The sequence below is a fragment of the Martinezella hainanensis genome (assembly GCF_900094555.1).
In the GTDB taxonomy this organism is placed as follows: Bacteria; Pseudomonadota; Alphaproteobacteria; order Rhizobiales; family Rhizobiaceae; genus Rhizobium; species Rhizobium hainanense.
The window spans coordinates 349065-364178 of sequence record NZ_FMAC01000001.1 but is presented as its reverse complement, the minus strand read 5'-3'; the positions used below and the strand labels follow the sequence as shown (position 1 = coordinate 364178).

11 protein-coding genes and 1 pseudogene are annotated in these 15114 nt (G+C 59.1%); 6 read left to right on the top strand and 6 right to left on the bottom strand.

What is annotated here, in order from left to right:
* Positions 1-160: 160 nt before the first annotated feature.
* The 3 genes from pncA to GA0061100_RS01730 form a co-directional block, all read right to left on the bottom strand.
* Entirely contained in the window at positions 161-784 is a 624-nt protein-coding gene (pncA, locus tag GA0061100_RS01740) for a bifunctional nicotinamidase/pyrazinamidase (protein ID WP_075850892.1), read from the bottom strand.
* Between the two features lie 110 nt (positions 785-894).
* On the bottom strand, positions 895-2178 hold the full coding sequence (locus tag GA0061100_RS01735; RefSeq protein ID WP_075850891.1) for a sugar MFS transporter: 1284 nt from the start codon (positions 2176-2178) through the stop codon (positions 895-897).
* Positions 2179-2459: 281 nt separating this feature from the next.
* Complete coding sequence (locus GA0061100_RS01730) at positions 2460-3074, bottom strand: TetR/AcrR family transcriptional regulator (RefSeq protein WP_075850890.1); 615 nt, start codon at positions 3072-3074, stop codon at positions 2460-2462.
* Positions 3075-3242: 168 nt separating this feature from the next.
* On the opposite strand from GA0061100_RS01730, the gene GA0061100_RS01725 reads away from it, so the two are divergent.
* Complete coding sequence (locus GA0061100_RS01725; RefSeq protein WP_075850889.1) at positions 3243-3980, top strand: SDR family oxidoreductase; 738 nt, start codon at positions 3243-3245, stop codon at positions 3978-3980.
* Between the two features lie 133 nt (positions 3981-4113).
* On the opposite strand, the gene gstA is transcribed toward GA0061100_RS01725, so the two are convergent.
* On the bottom strand, positions 4114-4749 hold the full coding sequence (gene gstA / locus GA0061100_RS01720) for a glutathione transferase GstA (RefSeq protein ID WP_075850888.1): 636 nt from the start codon (positions 4747-4749) through the stop codon (positions 4114-4116).
* Between the two features lie 148 nt (positions 4750-4897).
* Between gstA and GA0061100_RS01715 the strand changes: the two genes are divergently transcribed.
* Positions 4898-5248 (top strand): winged helix-turn-helix transcriptional regulator, encoded by a 351-nt coding sequence (locus GA0061100_RS01715; protein WP_075850887.1) that lies wholly within the window; start codon positions 4898-4900, stop codon positions 5246-5248.
* Here GA0061100_RS01715 and GA0061100_RS35065 read toward each other — a convergent pair.
* Positions 5245-5328, bottom strand: a pseudogene (locus GA0061100_RS35065) (GIY-YIG nuclease family protein); the annotation flags it as partial. The gene GA0061100_RS01715 and the pseudogene GA0061100_RS35065 overlap by 4 nt on opposite strands.
* 128 nt (positions 5329-5456) lie before the next feature.
* On the opposite strand from GA0061100_RS35065, the gene GA0061100_RS01710 reads away from it, so the two are divergent.
* The gene (locus GA0061100_RS01710) at positions 5457-6527 is read left to right on the top strand and encodes a type I restriction endonuclease (protein ID WP_075850886.1); all 1071 of its coding nucleotides are present in this window, start codon (positions 5457-5459) and stop codon (positions 6525-6527) included.
* On the opposite strand, the gene GA0061100_RS01705 is transcribed toward GA0061100_RS01710, so the two are convergent.
* Positions 6528-8993 (bottom strand): ATP-dependent helicase, encoded by a 2466-nt coding sequence (locus tag GA0061100_RS01705; RefSeq protein ID WP_075850885.1) that lies wholly within the window; start codon positions 8991-8993, stop codon positions 6528-6530. It abuts the gene before it with no gap.
* Positions 8994-9356: 363 nt separating this feature from the next.
* Between GA0061100_RS01705 and GA0061100_RS01700 the strand changes: the two genes are divergently transcribed.
* The 3 genes from GA0061100_RS01700 to GA0061100_RS01690 all read left to right on the top strand — a co-directional run bounded on the left by GA0061100_RS01700 (position 9357) and on the right by GA0061100_RS01690 (position 14937).
* A complete protein-coding gene (locus GA0061100_RS01700) occupies positions 9357-10523 on the top strand; it encodes an efflux RND transporter periplasmic adaptor subunit (RefSeq protein ID WP_075850884.1) in 1167 nt (388 codons plus the stop codon).
* Complete coding sequence (locus GA0061100_RS01695; protein WP_075850883.1) at positions 10520-13675, top strand: efflux RND transporter permease subunit; 3156 nt, start codon at positions 10520-10522, stop codon at positions 13673-13675. The genes GA0061100_RS01700 and GA0061100_RS01695 overlap by 4 nt, the downstream gene beginning before the upstream one ends.
* 248 nt (positions 13676-13923) lie before the next feature.
* Positions 13924-14937, top strand: a complete 1014-nt coding sequence (locus GA0061100_RS01690; RefSeq protein ID WP_075850882.1) for a flagellin N-terminal helical domain-containing protein — start codon at positions 13924-13926, stop codon at positions 14935-14937.
* Positions 14938-15114: the final 177 nt, after the last annotated feature.

Genomic DNA, 15114 nt, shown 5'->3' with positions numbered 1-15114 from the left:
GCAATTCCAGGAAAAGTGCGAAGCGGTTTTCCGTCTGGAATTGCGTAAAAACAATGAGATAGAGCGGATCAGAGATTCCATGAAAAGCTGAACCGTTCTATCGATCGGGAACAGCTTGCATCATTTTGTTTAGGGAAGGTTTAGCTTGGTCGGCGCGATTTTACGCAAGCACCTCCTTGCTGCTGGCAATAGCGACACCGCGGGCTCGCATGGCATCGATCGCGGCCTTGACCCCAGCGGGATCGATGCCTCTGCTCGCATCTTCGATGAAGCGGACGGTGACGCCGGGCAGCATTTCGACCGCATCGAGCGCCGAAAACTTGACGCAGTAATCGGTTGCCAGCCCGCAAAGATCGAGTTCGGTGACGCCTTTGTTGCGCAGGTAGGCCGCCAGGCCGGTCAGGGCTGCCTGATCATTATCGCGGAAGGCGGAATAGCTGTCGACCGCAGGGTTCTGGCCCTTCTGCTGGATGAAATCGACGGCGCCAAGATGGAGGTCGGGATGAAACTCGGCGTCCTTGCTGTTCTGGACGCAGTGGTCGGGCCACATCATCTGGGGCTTGCCCGAGAGCGTGCCGACTTCGAAAGGCTTCTTGCCCGGATGGGCGGAGGCGAAACTGCCATGGCCGGCCGGATGCCAGTCTTGTGAGGCGACGATCAGATCGTATTTGCCGCTGTCGATGAGTTTGTTGGCAACGGGCAGCACCTGATTGCCATCCGGCACAGGGAGATTTCCGCCGGGGCAGAAGCCGTTCTGGATGTCGATGAGCAGCAGCGCTTTCATGGGCCTATCCTTCCGATTTGTTGCGCTGCACGATGCCAAGCGACGCGTTTCGGATCAAGCCCTTTGCACCCCGCCGAGGGAGGCGGCGAGGCGCGATGGTTTGCAAAGGCTTACGCCGGCTTGTGGCCCTTGAGGCCATAGAAGGCGATGTAGACGTAGCAGATGATCGGCATCAGGAAGGCAAGGTGAATGCCGATCGTATCGGCAAGGCCGCCCTGGATGACCGGCAGGATCGCGCCGCCGACGATCGCAAGGCACAGGATGCCCGAGCCCTGGCTTGTATATTTGCCAAGCCCGTGCAGCGCCAGGCTGAAGATCGTCGGGAACATGATCGAATTGAACAGGCCGATCGCCAGTACAGACCACATGGCGACATGGCCCGTTGTCAGCACGGTGACCACGAGCAAGATGATGACTGCAGCGGCATTGAAGGCCAGTGCCTTACCATCATCGATATGGCGCATGATTGCCGAGCCGACGAAACGGCCGATCATGGCGCCGCCCCAGAAATAGGAGACATAGTGGGCGGCATCGGCCTCGGAGAGATGGGCGATATCAGGCTGGCTCAGAAAGTTCACAAGGAAGCTGCCGACGCTGACTTCGGCGCCGACATAGAGGAAGATGCCGACGGCGCCGAGCACGAGATGGCGATACTGCCAGGCAGAGCCGCCACCGCGCATCGGCTCGATGGTCTCCTCATCTTCGACCTCGGGAAGCTTGAGAGCTGCGAAGACGGCAGCGAGTACAAGGAAGGCTGCGGCAAGCAGCAGGTAGGGGAATTTCACGGCGCCGGCTTCGGCAAGCCTGATGGCATCGAGCTGTTCCGGTGTCGCGTTGGCAGCTGCAACGGTCGCGGCGGACAGGATGAGCATGGCGCCAAAGTACGGTGCAATCGTGGTGCCGAGCGAATTGAAGGCCTGTGTCAGGTTCAGGCGGCTGGCCGCGGTATCCGGTGGTCCCAATACGGTGACATAGGGATTGGCGGCGACCTGCAGGATCGTGATGCCGGTGGCGAGCACGAAGAGCGCGCCCAGGAAGAGTGCATAAACGCGGTAGCTGGCCGCCGGGATGAAGAGGGCGCAGCCGACTGCCGCGATCGCGAGGCCGACGACGATACCCCACTTATAGGTGATGCGCTTCACGAGCGCTCCGGCCGGCAGCGATACGATGAAGTAGGCGCCGAAAAAGCAGAGCTGGATGAGCATCGCTTGGGTATAGTTAAGCTGAAAGACGCTCTTCAGGTGCGGCACCAGAATGTCGTTCAGGCAGGTGATAAAGCCCCACATGAAAAAGAGTGAGGTGAGTGCGATAAGCGCGAATTGGTAATTGCCCTGGCCATGGTGTGCGGATGCACGCGCGCTGGTGGGCGCAGAGCTTGTTGCTGAGCCAGCCACTTTTTTATCCTCGGTTCTTGTTATTGCCAGGCTTCGATAGCGACCCGGGCGAAAAGCCCGAACGGGCCGGAAGAAGGACTGGCAGCGGCTTGCCGAGATGCCTGCAGGAAACGCAGAGCCCCGAAGCCGCTTAAATCGATATAATCGATTAGGCTCATATTGGTAGCATGCTAGAGATGCAGATTCTGCAATGCTGCAATGCAATCGCTTGCAAAGACGGAGTATCTAGCCATGCCTTTCGGCTTTCGGGCCGCACACCCGATTGTTGCAGGTTGCGGACGTCAGTCGAGGCTGTGCAAATAGCCAAGAACGGCGCGTTTCACACGCAGAGCCAGCTGATTTCTATCCTGATCGCCATGTTCGCCGGCGGCATCGACCATTCCCTTGATGATCGCGACCACATCGCGGCTTGCCACCTCGATATCCGGCTGCGGCGGCAGATCCGATCGCAGCAGTGTCGCACGCGTAAGCTCGAAGAATCGCTTCTTCACCGCTTCGGTGGCGGCATCGAGCGGCAGGCGCGCTTCCTCGAAATCGAGCAAGCGGGCTAGTGCCCGCCGGCGAAGTTGTTGCTCGACGCAGGGGAGGATCAGCGCCGACAGGGCCTCATTGCCGGTAGGCTTGTCGGCGGCGATTTCCGCTTCTTCGACGAGGCGGGAAGTCTCGCGCAGGATCAAAGCGCCGATCAACGCATCCTTGCGCGGAAAGTATTGATAGAGCGAGCCGACGCTGACGCCGGCCTTCTCCGCGACGGCGTTGGTGGAAAAGGCCTCATGGCCACGCTCTTCCAAAATGCGAGCCGCAGCCTCCACGATCGCTTCGACGGTCGCGAGCGAGCGGGCTTGTTTCGGCGCTCTTCTCGGCGCGGGACGGCTCTTCAGAGGGTTCTCGGACATGATCCCGGAATGCGAGTAGCAAAAAGCGAATTATCGCTCATATTACAGATCACGACCCAACGACACAAGCGTTCCAGCCATACTCGGGATTGAGTTCCCTCGGCGTGTTCGAGAGCGCATGCGCGTGCATTGCTCAACGTTGGGCAGGAAGAACAAAGGAGAAAATACATGTCCGACGAAATCAAAACCGCAATCGTCACCGGCGCATCGAAGGGCATCGGGGCTGCCATTGCGAGGCAGCTTGCCGCCGATGGCTTTCGGATCATCGTCAATTACGCATCGAGTTTGGGAGGGGCCGAGGATGTTGTCGCTGGTATCGAGGCGGCGGGTGGCCGCGCGATTGCCGTCCGTGCAGATGTCGCCGATGCTTCGGCCGTGGCGGCATTGTTCGACCGTGCCGAAGCCGAGTTCGGGAGGGTCGACGTGCTCGTCAACAATGCGGGTGTCAGCAAGTTCTCGCCATTGGCCGAGGTTTCGGACGAGGATTTTCAGCAGCAGATCGCGGTCAACCTCACGGGCACCTTTAACGGAATGCGCGAGGGTGCAAAGCGGATGCGCGACGGCGGCCGCATCATCAATCTCTCCACGAGCATCATCGGACACTACTCCCCCGGCAACGGAGTCTATGCAGCGACGAAGGCGGCGGTGGAAGCGATGACGCATACACTCGCCAAGGAACTCGGCACGCGCGGCGTTACGGTCAACGCCGTCGCGCCGGGACCGATCGCCACCGACTTGCTGTTCAAGGGCCGATCCGAGGCGCTAATCCAGCGGCTGATAAACGACATTCCGCTCGGCCGTCTCGGACTGCCGGAAGACATTGCGCAGATCGTGTCGTTTTTGGCCGGCCCGCAGAGTGGTTGGGTCAACGGTCAGATCATCAGGGCAAACGGCGGGCGCAACTGAAATGGAGCGGCGGGTGCGCAAGAGCCTTTGTGGCGACATGACCCTCCATCGTCGAAAATAAAGCGAGATCAAATGGCGCCACCGCGAGACCGACAGTCCCTCGCGGTGGCTTTTATATTACAGGCTGCCGCGCTCAGTCGAATGCCAGTCCTTCTTCGGCAATGGATTTCCTGACGGCGTCGCGTTGCCGCATGCGGGCATACCAGGCTTCGAGATTATGCAATTCGTCGAAATGAATGCCGGCCTTGTAGTAGGATTTGAGCCACGGCGCCTGGCCCCAGCCCGTCAGCGCAAAGAGATAGGCGTCGGCAACCGTGAAGTTTTTCCCCATCAGGAAGGGGCGATCGGCGAGGTGCGCATTGACCCATTGAAACCGCTTTTCAAGCTTCGGCCTTGCCGTGTCGACATAGTTTCCCGCCAGCCGCGCATAGAGAAGTGGGATGAAGCCCTTGTGAATTTCCGTCGAGAGGAAGCCGAGCATTTCCTGCAGCCTGTAGCGCGCCATCGTGCCGGCGGCAGGCGCCAAGCCGGCCTCGGGTTTCAAATCCGCAAGATACTGGACGATGGCCGGTCCTTCCCCCAGACGGCTGCCGTCTGCGAGTTCGAGAACGGGAACATAGCCGTTCGGATTGACGCCATAGAAATCCAGCCCCGTCTCTGTCTTGTGGCTGGTGTGGTCGACCTTGATCAGTTCCACGTCCAGACCAAGTTCGTTGATGACGATATGGGGCGAGAGCGAGCAGCTGGCGGGCATGTAGTACAGTTTCACTAGGAATCTCCATGGTGTTTCTTACGCCGGCTCCCCTTGGAAAGCTGGCTGCCGAACCATGTAATCCACCTAGTATAAAATCGTAAGAACGGAAAAGTTTGACATCTAGGTACAAAAATTATACCGCCTCGAGTATGAGGTATGCCCGATGAAAAAGACCGTGACTGGCTGCTCCGTCGAGGAAGCGATGCATTTGCTGGGAGGTCGCTGGCGGCTGCTGATCGTCTCCTACCTGGTCGATGGCCCCCAGCGCTTCAACGAATTGCGGCGGCTGATGCCCGGCATCTCGCAGAGAATGCTGACGCTCGATCTGCGGGCGCTGGAGGAGGCAGGCCTTATCCGGCGCACGGTCTATCCGACTGTTCCGGTGAAGGTCGAATATTCGCTGACGGAGGATGGGACCCGGCTGGAGAAGGTGGTAGCCGTGGTCAAGGAATTTGGACTGTGGCTGAAGGACCGGGATGTGCGGATGAGCGAGGAGCTTCACCAGAGCTCCTAGTATAAATCCCGCCAATCGGGATTTGTTTTTTCGATCAGCTCGACCTTCCATTGGCGATACCAGCGTTTCCGGGAACTTTCATGTGTATTAGCTCTCCGGTTGACGCGAGTCGGAAAAGCTAAACTCAATCAAAAATATGCACTCGCATCGATTGCATCCGGCGACGAATATAATATTGTTTGCTTGGAGATCGATTTGGGGGCTAATTATGTCGTTCAAGGAACAAGTTGCTGAACTATCGAAGCGCGCAATTGCTGCGCAAAATATTGCTCTTACTGAAGAGGCGACAAAGAACGCGCTTGTGATGCCATTTTTGCGCACGCTTGGTTTCGATGTTTTTGATCCAACGCAAATTGTCCCAGAATTTATAGCTGACGTTGGCTTGAAAAAGGGAGAAAAGGTCGACTACGCAGTAAAGATAAATGACCGAATTGAGTTTATTCTAGAAGCAAAAGCTGTCAGCGCGAATCTCTCGCAGGCCCAATACAGCCAACTTTACCGATATTTTTCGACCACAGATTGCTCAATTGCAATTCTTACAAACGGTATACAGATCTGGTTTTTCACCGACCTTGATGCACCCAATAAGCTTGATAGCAATCCATTTTTTAAATTCGATCTTTTTGATTATGACGATAACGATCTGAAGGAGCTTGAAAAGTTTCACAAAGAAAAATTTTCGATTGAAGATATCAAGAGCTCAGCCAGCACTTTGAAGCGAATGAAAGCAACCATTAATTGCATAGAGGCGCAATTTAATGATCCCGATGATGAATTCGTTCGACTCATTTCTAAAGAAATACATGATGGCAAGCTTACTGCAGCCGTCGTCGCGGAGTTCAAACCGATAATCAAACGCGCATTTGATGATCTCGTTCGTCAAAAAATCCAGAAGAAATTGAGCGCCGCATTCAATGAGAATGTGAATATACCGACGATTAAGGACGTAGATTCCGTCACTCAGATAAACGACGATGGAGACGGGATTGAAACCACACAAGAAGAGATCGACGGATTCAATATTGTGCGAGCTATCGGAGCGGAGCTCGCAGATGTTTCTCGAATTGTCATGCGCGATCAAAAATCTTATTGCGGCATCAACTTCGATGACAACAACCGTAAGCCAATTGTTAGATTGCACTTTAACTCGAAGACCAAGTTTCTAACGATTTTCGATGCGGAAAAAGCTGGGTCTCGATTCGACATAGCGCAGACTACGGATATCTTTAAAGCCAAAGCGCTAATTCAAGCTGTCATTCAATCGTACGTCGGTTCCTAATCAAACCCTCTCCACAAACCCGTCCAGTACGCGCTTCTGTCCGGCGCGGTCGAATTCGATGGTCAGCTTGTTGCCCTCGATCTCCGAGACGTTGCCGTTGCCGAACTTGATGTGGAAGACGCGGTCGCCGATGGCGAATTTGGAGGGTTCGGCGGAGGTGGATTTGGCCACCAGTTCGCCGTCGATGGTGCGCACTTTCGGGCCGCTTTCGCCGTAGCCGATGCGTTCGACGGCGTGGCCGGAGCGGCTGCCCCAGTTGTCGCGCGTCGCGTCGTTGCGGTTGGCCTGTGCGCGTTTCCAGCCGGGTGTCGAATAGGTGTTGGCGAAGGGATCGGCCTTGTCGAAGCGTGACTGGCCGTAGCCGCCGCGGCCATACCCGCCATAGGATTGCTCGACTTCGGCGACCTGCACATGCGTTTCCGGCAGCTCGTCAAGGAAGCGGGAGGGGATGGTCGATTGCCAGAGGCCATGGATGCGGCGGTTGGAGACGAACCAGATGTGGCAGCGGCGCTTGGCGCGGGTGATGCCAACATAGGCGAGGCGGCGCTCTTCCTCGAGGCCGGCACGGCCGCTTTCGTCGAGCGCACGCTGGTGCGGAAACAAGCCTTCCTCCCAGCCGGGCAGGAATACCGTGTCGAATTCAAGGCCCTTGGCTGAATGCAGCGTCATGATGGAGACGGCGTCGAGATTTTCGTTCTGCTCGGCATCCATGACGAGGGCGACATGCTCGAGGAAGCCACGCATGGATTCGAAACTATCCATGGAGCGAATGAGCTCTTTCAGGTTTTCCAGGCGTCCCGGTGCTTCCGCCGATTTGTCGTTCTTCCACATATCCGTATAGCCGGACTCTTCGAGGATCTGCTCGGCAAGCTCGGTATGCGGCGTGTTTTCGAGCAGACCCTGCCAGCGGCGGAAGGATTGCACGACGTCGAACAGCGCCTTGCGCGCCTTCGGCTTCATCTCGTCCGTTTCGATGATATCGGCCGCTGCCGCCAGCATCGGGATATCGCGCACACGGGCGTAATCGTGCAGGGCGCGCACCGTGGTGTCGCCCAGGCCGCGCTTCGGCGTGTTGATGATGCGCTCGAAGGCGAGATCATCGGCCGGCTGACAGACGAGGCGGAAATAGGCCATGGCGTCGCGGATTTCGAGGCGCTCGTAGAAGCGCGGGCCGCCGACGACGCGATAGTTCAGGCCGAGCGTGACGAAGCGGTCTTCGAATTCGCGCATCTGGAAAGAGGCGCGCACGAGGATCGAAATGTCGTTGAGATTGTGCTTGTTGCGCTGCAGCTGCTCGATCTCTTCGCCGATCGCACGGGCTTCCTCCTCGGAATCCCAGGAGGCGTGCACCTGCACCTTGATGTCGTCGGGGTCGGAGCGATCGGTGAACAGCGTCTTGCCGAGCCGGCCCTCATTATGGGCGATCAGATGCGCGGCGGCTCCAAGAATGTGCTCGGTGGAGCGATAGTTGCGCTCGAGCTTGATGACCTTGGCGCCGGGAAAATCCTTCTCGAAACGCAGGATGTTGTCCACTTCGGCACCGCGCCAGCCATAGATCGACTGGTCGTCGTCGCCGACACAGCAGACGTTCTGCGGCTCGCCCTTCTGCCGCTGGGCCAGCAGGCGCAGCCACATATATTGCGCCGTATTGGTGTCCTGATACTCGTCGACCAGGATATAGCGGAAGCGCTGGTGGTAATCCTTGAGGATATCCGGATTCTGCCGGAACATATTGATCGGATGCAGCAGGAGATCGCCGAAGTCGCAGGCGTTCAGCGTCTTCAGGCGGTTCTGATAGGCGGCATAGAGCTCGCGGCCCTTTCCGTTGGCAAAGGCGCGAGCATCGCCTTCGGGAATATCGGCGGGGCTGAGGCCCTTGTTCTTCCAGGTATCGATCATGCCGGCAAACTGCTTGGCCGGCCAGCGCTTGTCGTCGAGCCCTTCCGCTTGGATCAGCTGCTTGATCAGACGGATGACATCATCGGTATCGAGAATGGTGAAGCTGGAGGTGAGGCCGACCAGCTCGGCATGGCGGCGCAGCAGCTTGACGCCGATCGAGTGAAAGGTGCCGAGCCAGGGCATGCCTTCGACTGCACCGCCGACGAGCAGTGCGATGCGTTCCTTCATCTCGCGGGCCGCCTTGTTGGTGAAGGTCACGGCGAGGATCTGGCTGGGGAAGGCGCGGTTGGTGGAGAGGATATGGGCGATGCGGGTGGTCAGCACACGCGTCTTGCCGGTGCCGGCGCCCGCAAGCACGAGAACGGGGCCATCGAGCGTTTCCACGGCTTCGGCCTGCTCGGCATTGAGGCCGGAGAGATAGTCGGGTCGGCGGCCGCTGTCGCGTGCTGCCATGGCGCGGGCCGCGATACCGCCGCCAATGCTGCCGGAAGCCGGCGCAGAACGGCGCGGTGCCGTGTGCTCCGGCTCCTCGTCAAAGAAGGGAATATCGTCATGTCCAATGGTCATGCCGCCCAATGTAATGATTCTACCCCGAAAGGCAAAAGAAACGGCCCGAAACTAGAACAAAAAGTGCACATTTGCAGAGATTTATGCTCGCCATAAGGCTATTTTTTGCATCGGGACCGATCAGTCAATACGCCGGTAAAACGTCTCGTTGTCCATGCCAAGATTACAACTTTGTCATAATCTGTGGCGAAACTTGCCGCATATGTACAAAAACACGATATTGCAGCAAATCGGGCACAATCTTGCGTTATAGAGCCACCTGATCCGATTTTTGGCCCTGGTAAGTGCGCTGGGTGAAGAGGGCCATACAGAAAACCAACGACGCGATTTCATCGCCTCTGACACAACGAGCCGGAGACGTGCATGACCGCCTGGAAGCAGCTTTCCTTGTCTTTTTTCTTGTTGGCAGCCGGCATTGCCGCTGTCGTGGCCTTCGTGCCGAGTGCGGCGGGCTTGCTACAGAGGGTCGGCGTTCCCGAGACGATCGTCGCGTGGATCGCACCACGCGATGGCGCGGCCGACGGAAAGGCAGAGACGAAGGCGAGCTCCGGCGGACGGCGCGGTCAGAACATACCGCTTGTCGTGACGGAACCTGTGGTCAGCGGCGTCGTCAATGACCGTCTGAGCGCTATCGGCACCGGTGATGCCATCCGTTCTGTCGTCGTCATGCCGCAGGCGGCGGGTACGATCCGCGAAATTCTCATCAAGTCCGGCGACAGGGTCAGCCAAGGGCAGGTGCTGGCGCGTCTCGACGATGACGAGCAGATCATCGCGCGCGGCCAGGCGGAAGTGGCGCTGAAGAGCGCTGTCGAGAAATCCCAACTCTATCGCAATATCAAATCCACCGTCTCCCGCATGGACGTGTTCGATGCCGAGATCGTGGAGCAGGGCGCAAAGCTGGCGCTGCAATCGGCAGAACTGGCGTTGAAGCGCCGCGATGTCGTCGCGCCGATCGACGGGATCGTCGGCATCGTGCCTGTCGTCGTCGGCGACAACGTGACGACGGCGACCAACATCGTCATGCTGGACGACCGTTCGGAAATCCTGGTGGATTACTGGGTGCCGGAACGCTTCGCCAACACTGTCAAGGTGGATCAGCCGGTGGAGGCAACCTCGGTGGCGTTGCCGGGACGAGCATTCACAGGCGCCGTCGAGGCGGTCGACAACCGCGTCGATGGTGCGAGCCGGACCTTGCGCGTACGCGCCCGCATCGACAATGCCTCCGATGAATTGCGCGCCGGCATGTCCTTCAATGTCGGGATGCGCTTTGCCGGCGAAGCCTACCCCTCCGTCGATCCGCTCGCCGTGCAGTGGGATGGTGCGGGCGCGCATGTCTGGCGTGTCATTGACAGCAAGTCCTCAAAGGTGCGCGTCAGCATCGTGCAGCGCAATCCGGATGCCGTTCTTGTCAGAGGCGATCTTCACAATGGTGACCTCATCGTCGTCGAGGGATTGCAGCGCGTGACCGAAGGCGGGGAGGTTCGCTTTGCCCGCGATGTCGCTCAGGCCAGTGAGGTCATCACCCAATGATGACCGATGGCGATGATACGGTGGATGCCGGCTCGGCTGCGGCCAAGCAATCCTTTACCGCGCTTTTCGTTCGCCGGCCGATCCTTGCGCTGGTCTTCAACACGCTTCTGGTCGTTGCCGGTCTTGCCGCCTATTTCGGCGTCGAGGTGCGCGAATTGCCCGATGTCGACCGTCCGGTCGTCACGGTCAGAACCGTATTCGATGGCGCGTCGCCGCAGACGGTTGATCAGGAATTGACGAAGATCATCGAAGGGGCGGTTGCGCGTGTCAGCGGCCTGAAATCGGTCTCCTCCAGCTCGTCCTTCGGGCAGAGCAGGGTGACGCTGGAGTTTTCCGACGCGACTGACCTTTCGGTCGCCGCCAACGATGTTCGCGACGCCATCGGCCGTATCGCCGAACAATTGCCCGATCAGGCCGATGCGCCGCAGATCGTCAAGGCGGATTCGGATTCGCAGCCGATCATGCGCCTTGCCGTCACATCGACGATGCTGACGATGGACGACCTGACGCAGCTCGTCGACAAGGAAATCCGGGATAGGCTGGCGGCAGTCGAGGGCGTTGCCGATGTCGAGCTCTACGGCGATCAGGAGAAGATTTTCCGCATCGACGTCGATCAGGCGGCTCTGGCGGGCAGGGGTCTGACGATCGGCGACCTGACGACGGCGCTTGCGACCGCCGCGCTCGACGTGCCGGCCGGATCGCTGAAGAGCGCGCGCCAGGATATCGTCGTGCGCGCCACGGCGGCGCTGCAGACGCCGGAGGATTTTTCCCGGCTGATCATAAGGGATCGCGTGCGGCTCTCCGATGTCGCGACCGTGACGCTCGGCCCGCGGGACGGCACGACCGCATTGCGCTCCAACGGCGTGCAGGGCGTCGGCCTCGGCATCATCCGCCAGGCGCAGTCGAACACGCTGAATATCTCCGAGGGCGTGAAGGCCGTCGTCGCGCAGCTCTCCAAATCGCTGCCCGAGGGCACCCGCATCGCCATTACCAGCGATGATGCCGTGTTTATTCAGGGAGCGATCCATGAAGTCGTGCTGGCGCTGGTGCTTTCCGCATTGATCGTGACCGTCGTCATCTATCTTTTCCTGCGCGACTGGCGGGCGACGCTGATCCCGGTCGTCACCATGCCGGTGGCACTCATCGGCACGCTGGCCGCGCTCTACATGGTCGGCTTCTCGGTCAATATTCTCACGCTGCTGGCAATCGTGCTTGCGACCGGCCTCGTGGTCGACGATGCGATCGTCGTGCTGGAGAATATCGTGCGGCGCAGGGCCGAGAAGATCGGGCCGCGCGCCGCTGCCGTGCTTGGCACGCGCGAAGTCTTCTTCGCCGTCATTGCGACAACGGCCACGCTTGCTGCCGTGTTCATTCCGCTGTCCTTCCTGCCGGGGCAGGTGGGCGGTCTGTTCCGCGAATTCGGCTTCGTGCTTGCCTTCTCCGTCGGCCTCTCGTCGGTCGTTGCGCTGACGCTCTGCCCGATGCTCGCTTCGCGGATGCTGACCAAGGAGATGCGCGAGGAGCACGGAGCGCTCGGTCGCTTCGGTGAGCTTTTTTCCAGTGTCTATCGTCGCACGTTGCGCGCCTGTCTCAACACGCCTTTTGTCGTCATCGTGTTCTGCGTCATGTTTGCGGTTGCCGCTGTTTTCGCGTTCATCAACGTCAGAAGCGAACTGACGCCGAATGAAGACCGCGCGATGGTCATGCTGCGTCTCACCACGCCGCAAGGCGCCGGCCTCGATTACACCAAGGATCAATTGCAGCGCGTCGAAGAGCGGCTGCAGCCGCTGATGAAGAGTGGCGACATCCGGAATATCTATGCGATTTCAGGCATGAACAGCCAAAAGAACAGCGGTTTCATGGTGCTGACGCTGGCGCCCTGGAGCGAGCGCCATCGCACGCAACAGGACATCGTTTCGGATATCAATCGCGCCACGGCCGGGGTGCCGGCGCTTCGCGGCAATGTCATTCAGGCCAACAGCCTGCGCATCCGAGGCGCCGGCAGTGGCGTGCAGATGGCCCTTATCGGCAACAATCACGAAGCGCTGACCGAAGCTGCGCTGAAGCTGGTGCAGGAACTCGACAAAACAGGTCAATTCGACACGCCGCGGCTGAACAACGAGCCGACGCAGGCCCAGGTCTCCGTCACCATCGATCGTGAGCGCGCTTCCGATCTCGGGGTCGATATCACGGGTCTTTCGGTCGCGCTGCAGTCGCTGCTGGAAGGGCGCTCCGTCGTCGACGTATTCGTTGCCGGTGAATCCTATCCGGTGCTTTTGACCTCCACCATGCGGCCGATCGACGATCCCACCGATCTCGAAAACGTCTTCCTGAAGACCGGCGACGGCAAAATCGTGCCGATGTCTGTCATCGCGTCGCTGAAGGAGAATGCCGTTGCGCCGCAGCTGACCCGTGAGCAGCAGCTGGCTTCGGTCGCGATCACCGCCGGTCTGAAGAATGGCATGTCGCTCGGGCAGGCGGTCGAGGAAGTCACTCGCATCGCGACGCCGCTCCTGCCGCCGGGTTCGCGCTTGATGCCGCTCGCCGAAGCGGCAACGCTGGAAGAAAACTCCAGCGGCATGATGCTGACCTTTGGCTTTGCCATCGTCATCATCTTCCTGGTGCTGGCCGCGCAGTTCGAAAGCGTGCTGTCGTCGGTCATCATCATGTCCACCGTGCCGCTCGGTCTTGCCTGTGCCGTCTTTGCGCTCGTCATCACCGGGTCTAGCCTCAATATCTACAGCCAGATCGGTCTGGTGTTGCTTGTCGGTGTCATGGCGAAGAACGGCATCCTGATCGTCGAATTCGCCAATCAGCTGCGCGACAAGGGAGAAGGTGTGCGCGAGGCGATCGAGAAGGCCTGCGCGCTGCGCCTGCGGCCGGTCATGATGACGATGATCGCGACTATCCTTGGTGGCGTACCGCTCGTCTTTGCCGAAGGGGCGGGCGCGGAAGCGCGTGTCGCGCTTGGCTGGGTGATCGTCGGCGGTCTCGGTTTCGCGACCCTGGTCACGCTCTACATCACGCCGGTCGCCTATCTCTTGATCGCCCGCTTTGCAAAACCGCAGACGCATGAAGAGCGGCGGCTGCATGACGAGATGTCGGACGCGGCTCTGCGCGCGAAGCTCACCAGTCTTCGCGCGGCGGAGTAGGCCGGAACGGGCCGGTTGCGCCCGTTGCAGGCGTTGCGCTTATTTATGGTAAATCAGGCGTATCGTTTAGCGCTTTTTTAAGCATGTTTGCTAATCATAGCGGTATGTAACCGCTGGAGCGCAGGCGTTGTTTTTGCCTCGCTTCCCCGTTCGCCGACACGCTCGGCCCGCGCGCATGAGCGCCCGCGGCAAGGTTTCAATGTCTCCTTGTATTTGTTGCGTATTGTTGCGTCCGGAGTTCATGTGCCGTGAGTATTTTTTCGACCTTCATCAGGGTCAGTCCCTCTGTGAATACAGCGCTGGAAGTGCTGAGGGACACCCAGACCAAACTGGGTAATGCCGAACGACAGATGTCGTCGGGCCTGCGGGTTCAGTCGGCCAGAGACAATGCCACATATTGGAAAATCTCGACTTTGACGCATACGGACATCGGCGCGATTTCGTCGGTTCAGGATGCGCTTGGTCTCGCAGCTTCGACGGTCAGCACCGCCTCCACGGGTGTTAGCAGCGCGATCGACGTCGTGACGGAAATCAGGACGAAGCTCGTCAGCGCCTATGAGACCAGCGTCGACAAGACGAAGCTCAATGACGAGATCACCGAGCTCAAGCAGCAGCTGCGCACTGTAGGGGAGTCGGCGACCTTCAACGGTGTCAACTGGATTGTGTTGCGTGACGGCGCCGATCCGACCGATCCGCACGAAGTGCCGGGCTCCCTGATCCGAGGCAGCAACGGTACGGTTTCGATCGGCATGTTGAGCTATGCGGGCGTGAGTTCGACGAGCGGCCCGATCACCTCGGCCGATGCGCGTTATCTGATCGATGACCAGTCAAGCGGCACCGGCGGATATGGCGTGCTGACGTCGACGTCCTTCGCGACCGAGGCTGGGGCTGCCAAGAATTATGTGCTCGTCAGCAGCCAGAACGGCAATACGAGTGGCCAGGTGGAGATTTCGCTCGACGCGAATACGACCCGGGGTGCCATCGTCGACATGGTCAACACCGTGACGGGGATGCTGAACCAGCTCAAGACGATCGGGTCCGCCTTCGGCTCCCTCGAATCGCGCATCAGTCTTCAGACCGAATTCGCCAAGAACCTCACCGATTCGCTGACCAGCGGCGTCGGCAAGCTTGTGGATGCCGATATGGAGCAACAATCGAGCAAGGTTCTGGCGCTGCAGGCCCAGCAGCAGCTCGGGGTGCAATCCCTGGCGATTGCCAATGCGAGCTACAATACGGTTCTGCAACTCTTCCAGAATCACTGATTGCCGGCGGGGCGCCGCTGAATTTGATGGGGCCGGCAAGTGGGCGTCTCCACCCCTTCGAATGCGTCGACTTCGTCGAAAATCTTCACTGATAGGCTATGCACAGGGGACAAAGGTCTGGATAAGATTTCTCTTCATGATATTGCCGCAATGCTTCATATCTGCTGCGGCCATCGA

What these genes read in the sequence shown, in the direction of transcription:
- GA0061100_RS01700 (WP_075850884.1), top strand. Translation starts at nt 9,357, where the DNA reads ATGACCGCCTGGAAGCAGCTTTCCTTGTCTTTTTTCTTGTTGGCAGCC.
- GA0061100_RS01705 (WP_075850885.1), bottom strand. Translation starts at nt 8,993, where the DNA reads ATGACCATTGGACATGACGATATTCCCTTCTTTGACGAGGAGCCGGAG.
- GA0061100_RS01715 (WP_075850887.1), top strand. Translation starts at nt 4,898, where the DNA reads ATGAAAAAGACCGTGACTGGCTGCTCCGTCGAGGAAGCGATGCATTTG.
- pncA (WP_075850892.1), bottom strand. Translation starts at nt 784, where the DNA reads ATGAAAGCGCTGCTGCTCATCGACATCCAGAACGGCTTCTGCCCCGGC.
- GA0061100_RS01695 (WP_075850883.1), top strand. Translation starts at nt 10,520, where the DNA reads ATGATGACCGATGGCGATGATACGGTGGATGCCGGCTCGGCTGCGGCC.
- GA0061100_RS01730 (WP_075850890.1), bottom strand. Translation starts at nt 3,074, where the DNA reads ATGTCCGAGAACCCTCTGAAGAGCCGTCCCGCGCCGAGAAGAGCGCCG.
- GA0061100_RS01710 (WP_075850886.1), top strand. Translation starts at nt 5,457, where the DNA reads ATGTCGTTCAAGGAACAAGTTGCTGAACTATCGAAGCGCGCAATTGCT.
- GA0061100_RS01725 (WP_075850889.1), top strand. Translation starts at nt 3,243, where the DNA reads ATGTCCGACGAAATCAAAACCGCAATCGTCACCGGCGCATCGAAGGGC.